General features: G+C 69.9%; 12 protein-coding genes and 1 pseudogene. 6 read left to right on the forward strand and 7 right to left on the reverse strand.

Features of this window, described 5'->3' with window-relative positions:
- The first annotated feature begins 116 nt into the window (after positions 1-116).
- A complete protein-coding gene (locus ABZS61_RS25340; RefSeq protein ID WP_356425557.1) occupies positions 117-1427 on the forward strand; it encodes a family 2 encapsulin nanocompartment cargo protein terpene cyclase in 1311 nt (436 codons plus the stop codon).
- 16 nt (positions 1428-1443) lie between these two features.
- Entirely contained in the window at positions 1444-2328 is an 885-nt protein-coding gene (locus tag ABZS61_RS25345; protein ID WP_356425560.1) for a geranyl diphosphate 2-C-methyltransferase, read from the forward strand.
- Positions 2329-2481: 153 nt separating this feature from the next.
- Here the strand turns inward: ABZS61_RS25345 and ABZS61_RS25350 are convergent, their stop codons facing one another.
- Positions 2482-4443 (reverse strand): acyl-CoA dehydrogenase, encoded by a 1962-nt coding sequence (locus tag ABZS61_RS25350; RefSeq protein WP_356425563.1) that lies wholly within the window; start codon positions 4441-4443, stop codon positions 2482-2484.
- Between the two features lie 293 nt (positions 4444-4736).
- Between ABZS61_RS25350 and ABZS61_RS25355 the strand changes: the two genes are divergently transcribed.
- Positions 4737-5162, forward strand: coding sequence for a VOC family protein (locus ABZS61_RS25355; RefSeq protein ID WP_356425567.1), 426 nt, complete (start codon positions 4737-4739; stop codon positions 5160-5162).
- Between the two features lie 144 nt (positions 5163-5306).
- On the opposite strand, the pseudogene ABZS61_RS25360 reads toward ABZS61_RS25355, so the two are convergent.
- A pseudogene (locus ABZS61_RS25360) lies at positions 5307-7555 on the reverse strand (serine/threonine-protein kinase).
- A gap of 525 nt (positions 7556-8080) precedes the next feature.
- On the opposite strand from ABZS61_RS25360, the gene ABZS61_RS25365 reads away from it, so the two are divergent.
- The gene (locus ABZS61_RS25365) at positions 8081-9256 is read left to right on the forward strand and encodes a PP2C family protein-serine/threonine phosphatase (RefSeq protein WP_356425570.1); all 1176 of its coding nucleotides are present in this window, start codon (positions 8081-8083) and stop codon (positions 9254-9256) included.
- Positions 9257-9386: 130 nt separating this feature from the next.
- On the opposite strand, the gene ABZS61_RS25370 is transcribed toward ABZS61_RS25365, so the two are convergent.
- Positions 9387-10124, reverse strand: coding sequence for a DUF4232 domain-containing protein (locus ABZS61_RS25370; protein ID WP_356425573.1), 738 nt, complete (start codon positions 10122-10124; stop codon positions 9387-9389).
- Positions 10125-10432: 308 nt separating this feature from the next.
- Here ABZS61_RS25370 and ABZS61_RS25375 point away from each other — a divergent pair, with 308 nt between their 5' ends.
- The gene (locus ABZS61_RS25375; RefSeq protein ID WP_356425576.1) at positions 10433-11941 is read left to right on the forward strand and encodes a DUF4246 domain-containing protein; all 1509 of its coding nucleotides are present in this window, start codon (positions 10433-10435) and stop codon (positions 11939-11941) included.
- Between the two features lie 251 nt (positions 11942-12192).
- Here the strand turns inward: ABZS61_RS25375 and ABZS61_RS25380 are convergent, their stop codons facing one another.
- The gene (locus ABZS61_RS25380) at positions 12193-12450 is read right to left on the reverse strand and encodes a hypothetical protein (protein WP_356425579.1); all 258 of its coding nucleotides are present in this window, start codon (positions 12448-12450) and stop codon (positions 12193-12195) included.
- Between the two features lie 136 nt (positions 12451-12586).
- Between ABZS61_RS25380 and ABZS61_RS25385 the strand changes: the two genes are divergently transcribed.
- Positions 12587-12991, forward strand: coding sequence for an FKBP-type peptidyl-prolyl cis-trans isomerase (locus tag ABZS61_RS25385; RefSeq protein ID WP_356425582.1), 405 nt, complete (start codon positions 12587-12589; stop codon positions 12989-12991).
- Between the two features lie 374 nt (positions 12992-13365).
- Here the strand turns inward: ABZS61_RS25385 and ABZS61_RS25390 are convergent, their stop codons facing one another.
- The 3 genes from ABZS61_RS25390 to ABZS61_RS25400 form a co-directional block, all read right to left on the reverse strand.
- On the reverse strand, positions 13366-16353 hold the full coding sequence (locus ABZS61_RS25390) for a tetratricopeptide repeat protein (RefSeq protein ID WP_356425584.1): 2988 nt from the start codon (positions 16351-16353) through the stop codon (positions 13366-13368).
- Complete coding sequence (locus tag ABZS61_RS25395; RefSeq protein ID WP_356425587.1) at positions 16353-18215, reverse strand: HSP90 family protein; 1863 nt, start codon at positions 18213-18215, stop codon at positions 16353-16355. The genes ABZS61_RS25390 and ABZS61_RS25395 overlap by 1 nt, the downstream gene beginning before the upstream one ends.
- A gap of 113 nt (positions 18216-18328) precedes the next feature.
- Positions 18329-19306, reverse strand: coding sequence for a hypothetical protein (locus ABZS61_RS25400; RefSeq protein WP_356425590.1), 978 nt, complete (start codon positions 19304-19306; stop codon positions 18329-18331).
- Between the last annotated feature and the right edge of the window lie 198 nt (positions 19307-19504).

The raw sequence follows: 19504 nt of genomic DNA on the forward strand, positions 1-19504 counted from the left end.
CCGAAGGCCTGGTGCGACACCCCCGACCGGTGCGACACCCCCAACCCCTCCCGGGGCGGTCGCGCATGCCCGGGAGGGCTTCGGGACAGCCGCCCACCCCCACCAAGGAGCCATGGATGTCCGAGCCTGAGCTGCCACCACCACAGTCCCCCCTGCAGGAGGCCGCCTCCCGTTTCGGGGCACACGTACTCGCCTCCGCCGCAGCACGTGCCTGCGATATCAACACCGCCACCGGCGGCCCGCCCCGCGGGCCTACCTCGCCCGCCCCGCCTGCGGTTCCCTCGCCCGCCCCGCCTCCCCTCGTCGCCCCGGCGGCCGAGGTGCCCGCACCGGGCGCCGACCTGGACCGGATTCTTCGCGGCCCCAGCGGTCTGGGGACTGCGGGCCTGCGCCTGATCCTGCGGGAGAGGCCGCCGACACCATCGGACCCTCCGGCGGACACGGCGGAGGGCACACCGGTCCCTGGCCTCTACTACCACCCGGTGCCCGAGCCCGACCCGGTGCGGGTCGAGGAAGTCGGCCGAAGGATCAAGTCCTGGGCGTTGGACGAGGTCAGCCTGTATCCCGAGGACTGGGAGGAGGAGTTCGACGGCTTCTCCGTCGGCCGCTACATGGTCGGCTGCCACCCGGACGCGCCCACCGTCGACCACCTGATGCTCGCCACACGCCTGATGGTGGCCGAGAACGCCGTGGACGACTGCTACTGCGAGGACCACGGGGGCTCGCCCCTCGGCCTGGGCGAACGTCTTCTGCTGGCGCACACCGCCCTCGACCCCCTGCACACGACGGAGGAGTACCAGCCGCAGTGGGCGAAATCCCTCCACGCGGACGCACCCCGGCGTGCCTACCGATCCGCCATGGAGTACTTCGTCCGAGCGGCCAGCCCCTCCCAGGCGGACCGGTTACGGCACGACATGGCCCGGCTGCACATGGGGTACCTGGCCGAAGCGGCCTGGGCACAGCTGGACCACGTACCGGAGGTGTGGGAGTACCTGGCGATGCGCCAGTTCAACAACTTCCGGCCCTGCCCGACCATCACCGACACCGTCGGCGGCTACGAACTGCCGGCGGACCTGCACGCCCAGGCCGCCATGCAGAAGGTCATCGCTCTCGCGGGGAACGCGACGACCATCGTGAACGACCTGTACTCGTACACCAAGGAACTCGACACTCCGGGCCGGCACCTGAACCTGCCCGTCGTGATCGCCGAACGTGAGGGCCTCTCCGAACGGGACGCCTATCTGAAGTCGGTCGAGGTCCACAACGACCTCATGCACGGCTTCGAACGAGAGGCCTCCGCACTGGCAGAAGCCTGCCCCGCCCCCGACGTGCAGCGCTTCCTCCGCGGCGTGGCCGCCTGGGTCGACGGCAACCACTACTGGCACCGGTCCAACACCTATCGCTACAGCCTGCCCGATTTCTGGTAAGAGAATGGACTCGTCTGTGACCCACACCGAACTCACCACCACCTCCCCCACTTCGCTCCACATCCCCCGCCCGTCGACGCCCTACCAGGGGGACATCGCCCGCTACTGGGACGGGGAGGCCAGGCCCGTCAACCTGCGCCTCGGCGATGTCGACGGCCTCTACCACCACCACTACGGCATCGGTGACGTGGACCGCGCCGCACTCGGTGACTCCGCGGACAGCGAGAGCGAGAAGAAGCTCATCGCCGAGCTCCACCGACTGGAGTCGGCCCAGGCGGAATTCCTTCTCGGGCATCTCGGTGACATCGGCGGTGACGACACCCTGGTGGACGCCGGCTGTGGCCGCGGCGGCTCGATGGTGATGGCGCACCAGCGCTTCGGATGCAAGGTCGAAGGTGTCACGCTGTCGACCAAACAGGCGGACTTCGCCAACCGCCGTGCCCGCGAACTCGGCGTCCAGGACCACGTCCGCGCCCGCGTCTGCAACATGCTCTCCACGCCGTTCGAGACCGGGTCGGCCGCGGCCTCGTGGAACAACGAGTCGAGCATGTACGTCGACCTGCACGACCTCTTCGCCGAACACTCCCGCATCCTCGAGGTCGGCGGTCGCTACGTGACCATCACCGGCTGCTGGAACCCGCGGTACGGGCAGCCATCGAAGTGGGTCTCGCAGATCAACGCGCACTTCGAGTGCAACATCCACTCGCGCCGTGAGTACCTGCGCGCCATGGCCGACAACCGCCTCGTGCCACAGACCGTCATCGACCTCACTCCCGACACCCTGCCCTACTGGGAGCTGCGGGCCACGTCTTCGCTGGTCACGGGAATCGAGGACGCGTTCATCAACTCCTACAGGGACGGATCCTTCCAGTACCTCCTCATCGCAGCCGACCGCATCTGACCGCCTGATGACCGGAAGGGCCCGCCCCGGTGGAGCGGGCCCTCTCCGTGCCCCATGCCCGATGCGGCTCGGCCTGCAGCTCGCGCTCCGGATGTGGGACAGGGGGCGGTCCGCACCGTCTCTGTCGTGGACGAGCAGACCTCGGTCGCCGATTCAGCCCACCAGATCCGGTGCGCGCAGCATCTCCGCAGGGATGCCCCAGGCATCGACGAAGTCGACCGCGAGGGGCCGGACCTTGCGGCAGAGGTCGTTCACCTCACGGCTGATCGCCTTGGAACGCTGGACGGTCAGGCGGCCGTGCTCCATGAACCAGGCCCGGTCCGCCTCGATCGTCGACAGGGCGAACAGATCGCACAGCAGGCCCAGCGCGACCTTGTTGCCGCCCTTCGGCAGCGCACGCACCTTGTCGACGAACGCCTCCAGCACCAGCCGCTCGACATGTGCGTGGGCGACCGCGATGACGTGGTCCTGGACCTGCGAGAAGACGGCCCCGGGGTTGCGCTTCTGATCGATCCCGCGCTTGAGCCGGCGGGCGACGCCGGCGAGCATGTGCTCCTCGCGGTAGCGGAGCATGGCGAGCTGGTATTCCGAGTCGAGCAGTCCGGCTTCCTGGTCCCACTCGTCGCCGCCGGGCAGCAGATCGCGTACCCGCTCGAGCAGTTTGTGTGCCGAAGTCTTCTCGATGACCGTCTCGACGGCGAGGCTGGTGACGTAGCGGACCATGCCGAGCTGGTCGAGGTCCTCGAACTCGCTCGCGTAATGGGTGAGCAGACCCTTGGCCACGAGCTGCAGCAGGACGTGGTTGTCGCCCTCGAAGGTGGTGAAGATGTCGCTGTCGCCCTTGAGGGCGGCGAACCGGTTCACGGTGAGGTAGCCGGCGCCGCCGCACGCCTCGCGGCACTCCTGGATGACCCGGGTGGCGTGCCAGGTACCGAGTGCCTTGGTGCCTGCCGCCCGTGCCTCCAGCCGGCGCCGCGCGTGCGCGTCGTCCTTGATGCCGGAGAAGACGTCGTGCAGTTGTGTGCGCACGACGTCCTGCGCGAAGTGCAACGCGTACGTGCGCGCGATGAGTGGCAGCAGACGACGCTGGTGCAGACCGTAGTCGAGGAGCAGTTGCTCCTCCGCGTCCGGGGACGCTTCGAACTGCCGACGCCGCACGGCGTACTTCGTGGCGATCGCGAGGGCGACCTTGGCCGCGTTGACCCCGGCGCCACCGACGCTGACCCGGCCGTGCACCAGTGTGCCGAGCATGGTGAAGAAGCGCCGGTCGGGGTTCTCGATCGAGCTCTCGTAGACGCCCTCGGCGGTGACGTCGGCGAACCGGTTGAGCAGTGCCTCGCGCGGCACCCGCACGCCGTCGAACCAGATGCGGCCGTTGTCGACGCCATTGAGGCCCATCTTCCGGCCGTCGTCCTCGATCCGGACACCGGGCGCCACCTCGCCGCCCACCCGGACCGGCACGACGAACGCGTGCACACCCTCGGACTTTCCGCCCACCTCCAGCTGGGCGAAGACGACCGCCAGCTCCGCGTGGCGGGCCGCGTTGCCGATGTAGTCCTTGCGCGCCTGGTCGCCGTCCGTGGTGATGACGAACTCCTGGCGGGCGGCGTCGTACCTCGCGCGGGTCCCGAGCGCCTGGACATTGGAGCCGTGCCCGGTCTCGGTCATCGCGAAGCAGCCCATCAGCCGCCCGGTGATCAGGTCCGGCAGGTGGGCTTCGTGGTGGCGTTCGGTGCCCAGGTGCAGGATCGCCCCGCCGAACAGCCCGAACTGCACGCCGACCTTCACCAGCACCGACAGGTCGCCGAAGGCAAGGGTCTCGAAAGCGGCGATCGAGGCTCCGATGTCGCCACCCCCGCCGTACGTGCCCGGGAAACCCATACCGGTCTGGCCCGTCGCTGCCATGTCGACCACGAGCTCACGCACCCGCTCACGGAACGCGTCGACGCCGAGCTCGTCGGCCTCCTCGAGAATGGAGGCATGCGTCACCAGGTTCGTTCGGACCAGGTCGCGGATCTCGGCGTACTCGCCGTCGAGCACGTCGGTCAGGGCCCGGACGTCGACCTCGGGCTGCACGTATCCGCTCGCAGCAGTGGATGTGTTGTCAGTGGCCATGCCATCTCGCTACCCCGCCCAGGGACGATCAAGCAGTTGACCGGTGCTCTCAGGGCCATACGAGGGAGGCGTGGCGAGGTCGCCGAGCGCTCGCGTTGCCTACCCCGTGCGGGGTCATCGGGATCGAGGGCGCCCGCGGAGCGGGCATCCTCTGCGCCCAGGGTGAATGAACGACGGGCTCAGTGGCCGGAGGGCGAACGGGCTGCCGCCCCTTCTTCCGTGGGCCGCTACGCGGGCTCGACGCGCTGGGGCTCACGCGTGCGGCTGACTGCGGTGCGAGGCACAGTGGAGGCATGACCGCGGACCACAGGAACATTCTGGCCCGGGGGCGCGTGGCGACCCGGCTGCCGGCCCAGGACCTGGACCGGGCCCGGCGTTTCTACGCCGAGCAGCTCGGTCTGGAGCCCGTGGACGAACGGCCCGGTGGGCTGTTGTACCGGTGCGGAGACACGGAGTTCGCGCTGTTCGAGTCGACGGGATCCGCACCGGGCACGTTCACCCAGATGGGGTGGCAGGTCGACGACGTGGAGACGATCGTGGCGGAACTCAAGCAACGCGGTGTGAGGTTCGAAGACGTCGACGTGCCCGGTCTCCGGACCAAGGAGGGGATCGCCGATATCGACGGGAACTACCCGAGCAAGGGCGCACGGGGAGAACGCGCCGCCTGGTTCCGCGACAGCGAGGGAAACCTGCTGGGCATCGGCGAGCCGGTCGCCTGAACGGCGCCCATCGTGGTCCGGCCGACGCACCTGCGGCCGGTGGCCGCGGGTGCGCAACTTCCACATGGCGCAGCGGACCGACCGGGTGGGCCTCAGAGGCCTGGGCCCGGCAAGCGAACTGGCCGACGTCCGGTGCCGCCCGGGTCAGCTGGGCTTCGGCGGCTTCTGCGCGTCGAAGACGAAGAGAGTGTTCTTGGCCGCGGCCACGATCACCACACGTCCCGCAACGGTCACGCGTGGGCTCGCGCCCTGCTCGCCCGTCAGGCCATCGGCCTGCGGATCTGTCGTCCACAGGGCTCTGCCGTCGTGCGGGGACAGCGCGACCACCCGGCCGGTGGCCGAGCTGAAATACAGCGCGCCGGCTCCCGCCACGGGACCCGACGCGCCCTCCACGCCCGTCTGCCGCGACCACTTCGTCCGGCCGGTCGCGGGGTCGAGCGCCGTGAAGAGACCGGTCTGCCCGCTCACGTACACGGTGCCGTCCGCCATGCCGGGCGTCCCCGCGTACGTCTCGGCCAGTCGGGAATAGGTGACCTTCCGGGAGGCCGGGTCGACCTGCGCCACCCCGTCGTAGCCGGTCAGGGCCGTTCCCTCCAGGTGCTCCTGAAGGAGTACGAGCCTGCCGTCGGCGGCGCCCACCGGCACGGCGGGGCCGTCGATCGCGATGGGCCTGCCCAGGGTCCCCGACGCGCGGTCGACCGTGGACAGGGTCGGGTGACGCACCTCTGAGGCATCCACCTCCGCGTCCGTGGCGCACATCGCGAGGAGCTGTGGGCCCACCGGGACGGGAGAACACTGCGTACCCGCGGGGAACGACGTCGTCCAGGTGACCTCACCGCTGTGCGCGTCCCGCGCCTCGAATCGGGAGTTGGAAGCATCGACCGTCACGACGGCCGAGCCGATCACCACGGCGTCCTGAGTCCGACCCGTGACGGCCGTCGACTGGGCGCCGGACGGTACCACAGTTCCCGGCCGTTGTCGGCGTCGATGGCAACCACCTCGCTGGGAGGGTCCTGCGGGGCGTCCTGGGCGGCAAAGCGGTAACCGAGCACCGCGTCGTCGGTGGCGCCCACCAGGTGCAGGCCCTGGACGGGGACGCCGGGGCTCTTCGCCGTCCACACCCGCGAACCGTCCAGGGCCCTGATACGGGTGGCGACGACACCGCCGCCCCCGCAGAACAGTGCGTCGCCGCGCGCGACGCAACGCAGCTCGTCGGGGATGTCTTCGCTGCCACCTTGCACGGTCCGGCGCCACGGTTCGAAGCCGTCCGGAAGTGCGGCACCCGGCACCGCGACGCTGTTGTCCTTGTCGCCACCGTTGTTCCCCCCGGAGCCGCCCGCCTTCAGCACGGCGACTCCCCCGCCGATCGCTGCCACGGCAACGGCGGCCGCCAGCACAGGACGCCACCGGCGACGCAGACGGCGGCCGATGGGGGTGCCGTTGCTCCCGGGACCGGGACCGGGACCGGGACCGGCCTCGGCGGTGATCGGGGCATGCGGCACCGGCGTGGCCCGCGTCGCGTGATGCTGGGTGACCATGTCGCGGGTGCGGGCCACGCCGACCCCGTTCGCCCCGGTCCCGCCGAGGTCGGTCGGCAGATCCCGCAACAGCACGAGGAGTTCGTCCGCCGAGGGGCGCCCGTCGGGCTCCTTGTCCAGGCACGGCTCGATGACCGCACGCAGGGCCGCCGGTACGGCACCCAGCGACGGCTCCTCGTGTACCACCTGATAGGCCGTCAAATACGGACTGTCCGCGTCGAAGGGCCCGTGTCCCGTCGCCGCGTACACCAGCAGCGTCCCCAGCGAGAAGACGTCGGACCGCGGCCCCACCCCCCGCGGCGCCTGCAGCTGCTCCGGCGACATGAAGGGCGGCGTACCGATGACCCGCCCGGTCATCGTCAGTGTCTGCTGGTCGACGGCGCGGGAAATGCCGAAGTCGATGACGCGCGGGCCCTCGGGCGAGAGCACGACGTTCGAGGGCTTCAGGTCACGGTGGACGACACCCACCCGGTGGATGTCGCGCAGTGCCTCCGCCAGCCCGATGGCAAGCCTCCTCAGCTCCGCTCCGTCCAGCGGACCCTCCGCGGCGATGCGCTGGGCGAGCGTGTGCCCCTCGATGTAGGTCGTCGCCATCCACGGCTGCTCGGCCTCGGGCGCGGCGTCGACCACGGCGGCGGTGAACGCTCCACTCACCCGCCTCGCGGCCGCCACCTCCTGCCGGAAGCGGATGCGGAACTCGTCGTCCCCCGCGTACTGCTGGTGGATGAGCTTGATCGCGACGGGTCGCCCCGAACTCGTACGGGCCAGAAAGACCGTTCCCATGCCACCCGAGCCGAGCCGCGCCTCAAGTGGATAACCGCCGATCTCGGCTGGATCTCCTCCGCGCAGCGACACCCTTCCCGACCTCCCGTCCCCCGTGCACCTCTGCCACCACGGGCCCGCGTACCTGTCCTGCACCCAAACTAGCCGCAGGACAGTGCGGCAGAGTAAAGCGGGTGACGAACAGGTCGCGCAGGGCTGTCCCCGTGGCGCTCACGACGAGCCCTGCCGGGCAGCTCTGATTTCGGCGTTCGTCGCAACACCCCTGCGCAGGGGGCGCGATGGGCTTGGAGATCCGGAAGCCCGGTCGGGCTCACGGGCCGATGGAGCCGCGGCAGGAGCGGCAGGAGCGGCAGGAGCGGCAGGGTGCGGATACGGCCGCCGGGTCCCGCGTACCTGACCGGGCCCCTTCGAACGTGACGGCTACAGGTCTGTGCCCAACGGTATGCACAGGCCCCCTCTTCTCACCTCCCTCTCGTTCCCTGACAGCCCAAACCCTTCAGCCGAATGCCGCCGCGGACTGGCGTTCACAGTCGTCGGCGCATTGGGTTGTCCCACGACGGGACGCAAGACGAGGGCCGGCCGGAGAGGTGATCTCCCTTGAACAGTGCCGCCGCCGGAGACGGTGAACACCTCTTCCACGAGTTCCTGGCAGAAGTGCACTCGACAGCCCCGACAGATCTACCGCTACTCGTCAATCGGTACGCCGTCCTCCTGGGCCTGCGCCAGGTCGATGTCTACCTCGTCGACCTGCAGCAACAGCGACTGACGACGCTCTCCGGCGAGGAGCGGCTGGTGGTGGACGCGTCATTGGCCGGCTGGGCGTTCCGCACCCTGTCCCTGCGTGTGGAAAGTACTGACACCGGCACTCTGATCGTCTGGATCCCTCTCGTGGATGGGGTGGAGCGCCTGGGAGTCGTCGGCGTGCAGGTGGATTCGCTGGACAGCACACGGCTGGAGCGTTGCAGAACGCTCGCTTCCATCCTTGCGATGGCCATCACCTCCAAGCGTGCGATCAGCGACCGATTCGTGCAGCAGGCCCGCACCGAAGCGATGACGCTGCCGGCGGAGATGGTACGGGCCCTGCTGCCGCCCCGGACGGTGGGCGAGGCCCGAGCCCTTTCCACCGCAGTCCTTGAACCGGCCTACGAGCTCGGCGGAGATGCGTTCGACCACTCCCTGACGGAGTCGACCCTGCACGCCGTGATCCTCGACGCGATGGGCCACAATCTTGCGTCGGGAATGACTACCGCGATCGCGATGGCCGGCTGCAGAAGTGCCCGCCGTAGGGGAGCTGGGCTGCGCGAACTCGTCAAAACCGTCGATGACGCCCTTTCCGAGTGGCTTCCGGAGCAGTTCTGCACCGGAATCGCCCTGCAACTGGACATGTCCAGCGGGATCATGACCTGGATCAACTGTGGCCACCCGCCTCCCCTGCTCATCCGTGATCACCAGGTACTGGAAAATGCCCTGGACCGAACCGGTGAACCTCCCATGGGCACACCCGGAAGCCTGGTGCCCTCCTCGCGCGTGGTGCACGAGGTTCCTTTGGAGCCCGGGGACCGAGTTCTCCTCTACACGGACGGTGTGACCGAAGCCCGCTTGGCAGGCGGCTCGCAATTCGGCCTGGAAGGATTCACGGCTTCCATCATCCGCGCCACTGCCGCGGGAGAAACTGCCTCGGAAGCCCTCCGGCAGTTGATCCACTCCATTCGGGAGCACCAGGACGACAAGCTCAATGACGATGCGACCATCCTCATGATCGAGTGGCGGTGAAGCCCCATCGAGGACGGCCACGCCGCCGGAGTTGCCACGCGCACAGACGGCGAGCCCCCGTGCGCGACCTCCGCGTCGACGGCGTCCATGCCCGTGCCCCGGCAGTCGGGCATGGTCCGCACGCCCGGGGTCAGAGCTGGTTGATGGGGCGCATCGCCAGGCCCTCGGTACCGGCCCAGCCGTTCACCCGCGCCGCGTCGTCGTAGGAGACGGAGGAGAGGCCGTCGGGCAGGTCGAAGACGAGGGTGCCGTTGAGTTCGGTGCCCTCACCGGCGACCAGGGTCGCGGTGAACCGGTCGGCCTGGTCGTACTCCGCCTCGCCGCCCTCGTCGTTGCCGAAGACGTACAGGCCTGCGTATGCCGTGCCGTCTCCTTCGACGACGACGGGCTCGGTGTCCGGCTCTCCGAGCGACTCGACGATGGAGGCGGCGTTACCGGCCCCGAGCCGCACCATCGGTGCCGCGTTGAGGACGCAGGGCTTCTTGTTGCCGTTGGTGACGGTGAGCAGGAAGTGACGGGGAGTCTCCCCGGACGGGTCCTGCAGCTCGACCGCGGTGTTGAGATCGGTCACCTTGCAGTCCTGGTGGTCGGTGCCGTTGCCTCCGCCGGTTTCGCCGCTGTCCCCGGTCGTGTTGCCGGCCGAACCGCCACTGCCGGTTTCGGTACCGGTGCCGGAGTCGCCCGACGGCTCGGGACTCCCGGACTTGGTCTTCCCGGCCGACGTGGAAGCCGACGGGGCGGCGTTGTCCTCGCCCCCGGAGGGCTCGCAGGCGGTCACCCCCACCAGCGCCGCGACCGCGACCACCCCCAAGAGGGCGCCACGCAGGCCCTGACGTATCGATCGGACTCTCGCTGTCTTCGCGTGCATGATGTGTCCACTCCCCCGAGACCAGCCCTCAGGACCGGTCGATGCCTCAAGCTCTCCACAGCCATTCTGGTTGCTGCCCATCGGTCGGCCACCCCGGATCCGGGTCTGTTACAGCTCTCGCACGAACTGATGCCTCGGCGTGACGATGACGCCCGCGGCACGACCGCCACGGTCCGATGGGGGTGGGACGCGGTGCTCCGGGTCATCCCCTGGCTCCCGGACCGGCGAGGACGGGGACCAGAGCTGCGGTGTCAGTCTGCTGACGTATCCTTCCCGCCACCACACACCGACGCGGAGGACCAAGAGAATTGACCGGCCTGCCCGCTTTCCCGCTTCCCTTTCATGCTTCCCGTTCCATATCGTTCGCGACACCCCGAACGCTGCGGGAACTTCAGATGATGCAGTGCAGCTCACACATTCGGGAGAAGCCCGGGTGGTTCGACAAGATGAACGATGCCGACATCGTCGCCAGATGGACTCAAGAAGCGCTCGCCCAAGGGCTCACCGAGGCGCAGGTCGGCTACGTGCTCGCCGAACTCGTGCATTACGCCGCGCTGCGGGACGGACGAACCGGCATCGAGGTGTCCGCCGTCGACGGGGTGTGGCAGTCGGACACACTCATCGACGACAAGCTCAGATCCCGACTGCGCGAAGCGGTTCGGGTTCTGGAAGAGGTCCCCGAAGCGGAACAGGACTGGCATCCTGGATCCGACGGCCAGGTACTGGATCTGGTTCACCCCTCACTGTTCTGTCTGGTGAGAGAGGTGAGCGGTGCGCCCGAGCGGGCTTGGCAGAACCCGACGGACCGCTACTCGACTCACGAATTCTCGGAGAAATTCCAGTGGCTGCCCACGGACGTCGATGTCAGTTCCGACGGCGATGCCACCTTCTGCTCGTACGTCAACAACGTCCACCCCGAAGCTCATCACGAACTGGCCTCCGTCCTGCCGGACTTGTTCGCGCATGTGCGGCCTCTTTTCGAGAACGTGCTCACCGATCTGCGTCATCCACGGCCCCTGCGGATCGAAGCCGATCCCTACGGGTGGTACGACTCGGAGCCGGAACATCCGGACAAAACATCGTACGGTGATGACGGGGCCTACGCCGAAGCCCTCCGCGCATACGAGGAGGCCCAGGACGACTGGTGGGAGAACCGCAGCCCGGTCATCCCGGACGCCCCCGACTTCACCCCACCCGAGTTGCCCGGTGAAGACGCCCGAGTCGACCTGCGCGGCCGTCGTCTCCAGGTCATCGTCAAACTCGCCACCATTCACCTCACCCCGGACAAGCCTGAGTACTCCGGCGGTTCGTGGCATGTCGAGGGGATGTTGAACGAGCGGATCGTATCGACCGGCATCTACTACTGGGACAGCGAGAACATCACCGATAGCCGGCTGAGTTTCCGGGCAGCACTCGATGACCCGAACTACGAACAGAACGACGACAACGGCCTGCGTGAGGTCTACGGCCTGGAGGACGAAGACGCTCTGAACCAGGCGCTGGGATCGGCATCGACGCCGGCGGGCCGCTGTCTGGCGTTCCCGAACATCCTGCAACACCGCGTCGGCTCATTCGGCCTCACGGACCCCACCCGCTCGGGGTATCGCAAGATTCTCGCGTTCTTCCTGGTCGACCCGTCGGGAGAGATTGTCTCGACATCCGATGTGCCACCGCAGCAACCATGGTCCGACACCTCGACCATGACGCTTGAGGAGGCCAACAGTTATCGCGAACAACTCATGCAGGAACGTAAGTTCTTCGTCGACGAGCACAACGAGCAGCTCTACGAACGAGAATTCTCCCTCTGCGAGCACTGAACCAGAACCTTCCCAAAGGCCTACGCCAGCCGACAACTGAGGGCGTATCACGTGCCCGGCCGTGTGGCATGAGTGGAATGGGTTCACGGCTGCAGTGACCGCAATGCAGGAAGAGCTCAGGGGCATCGCGTCGTCGACCGCTGAAGCGCGGCGGCGCGGTTCCCGAATCAGAGGTGGACGCCCGGGGCAAACCCCCTGACAGCGTGGAGTGGAGACGTCGTGGGACGCGGACGGCGCGGGGGCTTCCGCCGTCAACGCGTCCCGGCACTCGGCGTGTCACTCGGAGGCAGTAGCTGGTGCGCGATATCTCGGGCCACCGCGGCGATCTGTGCGTCCGACGTCTTCAGCCCCTGCGCTGCCAGCAGCACGATATTGACGCTGAGCAATGCGGAACGCAAGCGAAGTTCCTCCTCCACGGAGGCGTCGGGGCCGACGAGGATCTCGAAGAGTTCGGCGAGTTTCGCGAAGGCGTTCTCCCTGCCGGGGTGAGTCGGAGTCCGAGATCGCATTGCCACGTGTGGCCTCGGCAGGAGGATGGTCCTCAGGGACTGCGGGGACAACGCCGGCGTGACCGTCTGCCGTTTGCAATGTCCGTGCGTCCGGCCGGCCCGTGCAAGGATGCCGGTGGCGAGTGAAGGGACCGTGATGAGCGAACTGACGAAGCCCAGAATTGAGATTCCGGAGGGTGACGCGCCCACCGAGCTGACGGTCCGGGACCTCGTGGTGGGGGACGGACCCGAGGCGCAGCCGGGCAGGGTCGTCCGGGTTCACTACGTGGGGGTCACGTTCGCGTCCGGAAGGGAGTTCGACTCCTCCTGGGAGCGGGACCAGCCGTTCAAGTTCGCCGTGGGCGGTGGCAAGGCCATCAAGGGCTGGGACCGGGGTGTGAGGGGAATGAAGGTCGGCGGCCGACGCGAGATCATCGTTCCCCCGCGTCTCGGTTACGGCAAGCAGTCACCCTCTCCGTTGATCCCGGCGGGCTCGACGCTGATCTTCGTCGTGGACCTGCTCACGGTCGTGGGCGGGCCGCCGGAGCGAGGCCCGGCTTGACCGGCTCGGCCTGAACCTGACGCTCCTGAGGGGCCGGGGGCACCCCCGTGCCGCCACGTAAGGACAGCTGCGCTCAGCGGCAGACACCTCGCCAACCGGTGGCGCGCGAGGTGACGGCCGTCAGGAATGCGCCCGATCCTGGGTTCCGGCACATGGAGCCGCGGATTCGGACTGACGTTGGCCTGGTCGAGACGCCGGCGCCCACACACTCGGCCCGGGTGGCGGGATTCCGGGACAACACTGTCAGCAGACGCGTCCGCTCCCGGCGACCACCCGGCCGACAGCGGCACATGGGAGCACCACCTCCGGGCCCGGCCGTGCACTACAGCCGGGCCCGGAGGCGGTTGGCGCGACGCCGGCTCAGCGGCTTTCCGTCACCGCGACACGTAGTCCTGCCGCAGCGCGTCGAGGATCTGCGCCGCCTCCGGGAGGCCGGCCTTGCGGCAGCGCTCCGCCGCCGCCGTCAGCCGGGCGATGGCCTCCTCGAACCGGCGCAGCGCGTTGCCCTCGATCAGGGCGGCTATCCGCACCGCCTCGGCACGTGCCGACTCACCCTCCTCGCCGCCCTGTTCGTGGGCGGCGACGGCGGCCTCCATCTCGGCCAGGGCCTCCTCGAACCGCTCCGCCTCCGCCAGGACTCGGCCCCGGCGGTAGTGCACGGTGCCCCGCTCGAACCAGGGCACGAAGTCCTCCGTACCCTCCGGCACGGATGCCGCCAGCGCGTCCGCCTCGGCGAGATGCTTCAGCGCCGTCTCCAGACCCTCCAAGCCCCGCGTGGTCATGACCAGACGCGCGAATTCGCACATCATGTGCATGAGCAAGGACGGGTTCGGCGCCTGCGCGTGCGCCGCCAAGGCCCGCTCGTACGCCGTGCCCGCCACATCCCAGCGGTCCGCCAGAGCCAGCGCGATGGCCGTGTCAGCGGTCACCATCGTCTGGATGGGGGCGTCTTCATCCCAGCCGGAGACGGCGTCCGCCAGCCGCAGGAACTCCTCGGCCGACGGCAGGAACTCCTCCAGTTCCCGCAACCCGCGCGCCAGCATCAGCCGAGCCTGGGCGACCCTCCGCTCGTCGAGCGCGGCCGCCGCGTCCCCGGCGACCAGGGACTCCAGGACCGCGACCGCGTCGGCCTGCCGGCCCGTCCGCATCAGGACGTCGACCAGCTGCAGTCGCACGTCCGCCGCTTCCTGGGGCTCTCCCGACTGATCGAACCGTGCGGCCGCCTCCGACAAGTGGCGCACCGCGCTCGCGTGGTCGCCCGCGTGCGAGACCGCGTGGCCGAGCAACGCGTACGTCGGCGCCATCGGGAAGTCCGCGTCGTCGTACCGCACCGCGTCCGCGATCGCCTGGTGCAGCAGCTCCACCGCCTCCTCCGGCCGCTCCTGTGCCATCAGGATCTGGGCGAGCAGGGCGCGCGGGCGCGTACCGCGCCACGGCCGGTCGGCGGCCTCCAGGTCCTTCAGCGCAGCGCGCAGATCCTCCTCGGCGCGCACGAAGTCGCCGTTGCGGCCGGCCATGTCCGCGGCGAACTGCCGTGCGCTGGCGATCTGGTGCGGGATGGACAGCCGCTCCGCCTCGGTGTGCAGAGCCTGGACGCACGCCTCGAAACGCTCGACGGCGCCTGGGGGGGCCTCCGGACCGCCGCGGGCCAGCTCTTGGTAGGCCGCGTACGTGCGCGCGTAGTACACCGTGAGGTATGCCAGTTTGCGCTCCTGCTCCAGGTCGTCGCAGGCCGCCGCCTCCGCCGCCCCGAGAGCCTCGCCCGTGAACGGGGCCTCGGTGGACAGTCGTTCGGCCTCGCGGAGGAGTTCGTCGAGGGCGTCCTGGATCCCGTCGGAATCCAGCCGCTCGGCTCCCCCGGCCGGCTCGGCGTCCCCGTCGGGCGACGTGTTCGTCCAAGCAAGGACGCGGGCCCGCGCGGACAGCGCCTGCCACGGCATGCCGAGCCGCTCGTACAGCTCCCCGGCCTGGCGCATCTCCACGGTGGCCTCGTCGTCGCGGTCCGCCGTCGCCAGTTCGCCCGCCCGCTGCTCGGCGAGTTCCGCCCGCAGCAGCTCCTGCGGGCCGAGGACGTCGTCGTGCGCCGCGCTGCCGTCGGCCAGACGCTCCGCGATCCGGGTCCACAGCCGGGCGTCCCCGGGGTGACTCGTGCTTGCCATCCGCCGCGCCTCGCGCACCAGGGTCACGAAGTCCTCGGGGATCGCGACGGCGGCGTGAGCCGTCACCGGCGCGGCCGCGGCCGTCGCCGGGCGGGCGACGGACGTCCTCAGGCCCAGTGGCAGCGGCGCGTCGAGCAGCGGACGCTGCGACAGACGCTCCCGGCGGCGGTCCCCGACCGCAGTCGTACCGTTGCGGGCGTCGAACGCCTCTGTCAGCCGGTCCGCCTGGGCTCGGACGTCCGCGAGCAGTTCGTCCGCCGTCCAGCTCCGTCCCGGCGGGCCCGCGACGACCGTGTCGGCATGGCCGTCCTCGACGATCCGGGCGAGCAGCAGCTCGACGCCGGTCAGGAAGTCCAGATGGGCCAGCGGAGCGCCGGTCGCCTCGAACAGCGGCCGGTTCTCGGCGAGGATCTCCAGGCCGCGGCCCTCGTTGCGGGACAGCACGCAGAACTCCAGGTGCCGGCCGACCCAGGCCTGCATGCCGGTGTTGCCGCGGACCCGGCGGTAGCCGGTCAGGTGGTGCGAGCGGGCCTCGTCGAGCCGGCCGGAGCGCAGGAGCGCCCCGAGCGCCAGCGCCTGGCTCATCTGCGGTTCTTCGGTGCAGCCGATCCCCTCGTCGAGGACCGGCCGCAGCGTGTCGAGCGCCCCGGGGTCGTCGCCCCCGTTCATCTGGTGCGCGGCAAGGTGCCGGGTCTCGCACGCCTCGCAGTCGCTCAGCTCGGTGCGCGGCCGCGTGACCCACAGGTCGTACGCGTCGGCGACCCCCGCGCCCGTGTGGGCCGCGACGTGGTAGCGCATCGCCGCCACGGGCTGCATGCCGTGCCCGGCCTTCTCGTACCGGCGCCGTGTCTCGTCGGTCCAGCCGCGGATCGAGGCCAGCGGTACCTCGGGCACGTCGAGCAGCGAGTTCGCCACCCACTTGAACCGCCAGTAGACCTGGTGGGCCTCCCATTCGCTGAATTCCTCGGGAGACTCGTCCCACAGCGTCAGCAGCCGGCCGAAGACGACCGGCGACTTGCGGTTCTCGCCTGTGAACTCGTACGCCGACATGAGCTCCAGCAGAGCGGTGACCAGGACGTCCGGCTTCTCGAACTGACCGGCTGCTTCGACGAGTTCTTCGGCTGTGACGGTGCGCTGCGGACCGTGCGGGCGGTCGTGGTTCTCACGCAGTGCCTCGATCACGGCCTCGGGGGTGTCCAGCATCAGATGTCCTTCCGGGGCACGGCGCCGTCCGCGTCCGTGCCGGAGTTGTGCATGGCGTGGGTGAGCAGGCCGATGAAGGCCCGGTTCAGCAGGGCGCTCTCGCTCGCCTTCAGCGGGCGGCGGCTGAGCAGCAGAGCCTGCCCGTACAGCGCCTCTGCGGTCGTGACGGCCAGACCGCGCTCGGAGATCGTGATCGCCTGGCGCACCAGCGGGTTGAGGTGGTTCAGGACCAGCTGGGCGCGCGGCGTCCCGTGCCGCAGGGAGCCCAGGATGTCGGCCCACAGACCGTCGCTCTCGGCGGCAAGGCTCGACCGGGTCCGCTCGTGGCGCGCCTCCCGGTTGTCGAGCAGCAGTGCCGGCGCGGTCACCGGCTGGAAGTCGCGCAGCACGACGTCGCAGTCGTGCACGCCGATCGTCTCCCGGGCGACGAGCAGGAATGCCGCCGCTCGCAGTTCGGCCGTCGGGTCCACCGCGTCCAGATGGGCGGTGACCGTGGCCGGGTCGAGGTCGCTGACGGAGGTGCCGGGACGGATCTCCGGCAGCCGGTGCACGAGATCGCGGTCGTAGGTGTAGCCGCCGTTGACCACGCCCAGGCCGGCCGCCGAGGCGATCGGGGCGACCTGTCGGAACTCCTCCACACTGCGGGTGACCAGCAGCGTCGGGTGCGTGCGTGCGAACTCCTCCAGGGTGACGTTGCCGTCGGTGGTCTCGAACGGCAGCCAAGGCAGCACCACCCGCAGCAGCTCGTCGTCGTAGCGCGCCAGCGCCTTCACCGCGAGGTGGTGGGTGTCGATGAACCGGTGCAGCAGCGCCGGGTCGCTGGCCGCGAGCCCGGTGAGCCAGTCCCGGATCCGGTCGCCCAGGGCGTCCCGTACGGCAGACAGCGTGCCGTCCTCGTACAGCGACTCGCGCGAGGCCGTCGGTCGCAGGCTCGTGGTGTCGACCACGCAGCGCACGAAGAACGCCCAGTCCGGCAGCAGCTCGGGCGCCTGGTCGGTGAGCAGCATGCCCTTCAGGTGCACCCGGTGACCGGCGCGCTGCGCCGGGCTCACGGCTGTCGGCAGGACGTACGCGACACCGCGCAGCCCGGCCGCCGGAAGGTCCAGCTCGATGGTGTCGAGCGGGGTGAAGTCGAACCGGTCGCGGCAGTACGCGGTCAGCGCCTCGCGGTGGGCGAGCGGGGAGCGGTGGGTCTGCTCCCAGGGCGGCGTGTCGTTGATCCGCTCCTTCTCGCCGTGCGGGTCCACGACAGTGACCTCGTGCCGCAGCAGGCTGCCGTAGTGCCGGGCCAGGCCGACGACCTGCCGCGGGCTCGTCCACTCGGCGCTGTCGGCCCGGGGGACGAGTCGCACGGTGGTGCCCGGCTCCGGCACGGCCGAGGACGGCAGCGTGCGGATCGTGTACCGGCCGTCGGAGTGGCCGCGCCATTCGACCGCGGGCGCCGAGGGGTCGGCGGCGGACCGGCTGAGCACGGTGATCTCATCGGCTACGACGAAGCACGCCAGCAGACCGATGCCGAACTGGCCGATGAACTCGCCGCGGGCGGAATCGAGTCCGGCGCCGTCCAGGGCGCCTTCGGCGGTCCGCTTGGAGCTGCGCCCGATGGTGGCGAGGAAGCGGTGGACGTCGGCCTCGGTCAGTCCGATGCCGGTGTCCGTGACGGTGAGCGTGTCACCGGTGCGCACGGTGATCATGCCGGGTGCGTCCGGGGCGGCGGCCTGACGGGCGGTGATGGCGTCCGCGGCGTTCTGCAGCAGCTCGCGCAGGTAGACGCGGGGACTCGAGTAGAGGTGGTGGGAGAGCAGGTCGACCAGGCCGCGCAGGTCGACCTGGAAGGTGTGGGCGGTCTCGGAAGGGGACACCGGACGGAATCCTTCACTGGCGCGCCCGCGCCGGCGATCGGCACGGACGGGAAGACGGGCGAAAGGGGGCAGGGGCGGGCGCGGCGCTCAAGTCGGCGTACACGCCCTGCGGGTCAGCGCTTGGCGGCCGAGCAGTGCTTGCGGTAAGCCGCGACGGGGTCGGAGCCGTTCAGGTAGTCCCACGGGGACTCCGTGACCCGCCCCTGCGTGGCCTGGAAGCACTCCCGCGCGGAGGCCCGGTCCCCGGCGAGCGAGAACGCCATCGCGAAGCTGTTCAGCAGCCCCAGCCCGGAACCCTCCGGCACGAAGTCCGGATGCCTGTACGAGTGGTCCGCCGCCTGCCTCAGCGACTCCGCCACCTCGGGCCGGCGCATGTACGCGGCGTCAGGGCCCGAGTCGAGCGACAGCCACTCCTCGATGTGCGCGTCCGGCACCAGCCGGCCCAGCGGCGTACCGCCGGGAGCCTTGACAACGGACTCGCGGGCGAACGCGTGCATCTCCTCGTGCGACCCGCCCCACTTCTTGCAGATCTGCTGCAACAGCTGCGTGTGCGCCCCCAGGTGGTACGGGTCACGGCGCACGGTCGCCTCGAATCGGCGGCGCGCCGTGACCTGCCCGACCTCCAGACCGCGGCCGGTGACCTGGAGTACGTACCAGGGGGAGGTCCAGCCCGGCTCGAGCTCCGCAGCCTTGTACAGCCACTCCTCGGCCTGGCGCAGGCGGGAGTGGAAGACCTCGAACTGCTCGCGCGAGACGTCCTTCGCGCGCGCCGCGGTCCGGGCCTCCCAGGCCCAACTGACGTAGCGGATGCCGGCCACGGTCAGCGCCGGCGCCGACTCCGGCTCCTTCTTCAGCACGTCGCCGATCCACCGCTCGACGCCGGCCGTGTCGCCGACGGCCCACAGGAGACCTGTACGGTCCTGGCTCTCCGGTCGCGCCTCCAACAGGCCCCGGACGGAAGCCCAGTCCGCTGCGGCGGCCGCCTCGCGCACCCGCGCCACGTCCGGATCGCTGGAGTCCTTCTCCAGCCGCGCCCCGGGCCGGCCGGTCCATCGGCCCAGCGTGAGCCCCCAATCACGGAGCAATGCCATAGTCCCCACCCCTTGGTGTCTCTCACAGGGAGGCAAGTGATCACCCCCTGGTGGAGGTAGTGACTATCACGCGCGACTGACATTCGCACATCCGTTTAGTGACGGGTGGCCACGCGTCCGATCCAGAAGGGGTGGCCGGCGCCGAGGAAACCCAGCGGGACGCTTGTGCCATGGGCCACCAGGCTTGTGCCACGGGCC

The organism is Streptomyces sp. NPDC005566 (genome assembly GCF_040605575.1).
In the GTDB taxonomy this organism is placed as follows: domain Bacteria; phylum Actinomycetota; class Actinomycetes; order Streptomycetales; family Streptomycetaceae; genus Streptomyces.

Excerpts from the sequence above, each read along its gene's own strand:
- ABZS61_RS25340 (WP_356425557.1), top strand. The coding sequence starts at position 117 with ATGTCCGAGCCTGAGCTGCCACCACCACAGTCCCCCCTGCAGGAGGCC.
- ABZS61_RS25350 (WP_356425563.1), bottom strand. The coding sequence starts at position 4,443 with ATGGCCACTGACAACACATCCACTGCTGCGAGCGGATACGTGCAGCCC.
- ABZS61_RS25355 (WP_356425567.1), top strand. The coding sequence starts at position 4,737 with ATGACCGCGGACCACAGGAACATTCTGGCCCGGGGGCGCGTGGCGACC.
- ABZS61_RS25370 (WP_356425573.1), bottom strand. The coding sequence starts at position 10,124 with ATGCACGCGAAGACAGCGAGAGTCCGATCGATACGTCAGGGCCTGCGT.
- ABZS61_RS25380 (WP_356425579.1), bottom strand. The coding sequence starts at position 12,450 with ATGCGATCTCGGACTCCGACTCACCCCGGCAGGGAGAACGCCTTCGCG.
- ABZS61_RS25385 (WP_356425582.1), top strand. The coding sequence starts at position 12,587 with ATGAGCGAACTGACGAAGCCCAGAATTGAGATTCCGGAGGGTGACGCG.
- ABZS61_RS25390 (WP_356425584.1), bottom strand. The coding sequence starts at position 16,353 with ATGCTGGACACCCCCGAGGCCGTGATCGAGGCACTGCGTGAGAACCAC.
- ABZS61_RS25400 (WP_356425590.1), bottom strand. The coding sequence starts at position 19,306 with ATGGCATTGCTCCGTGATTGGGGGCTCACGCTGGGCCGATGGACCGGC.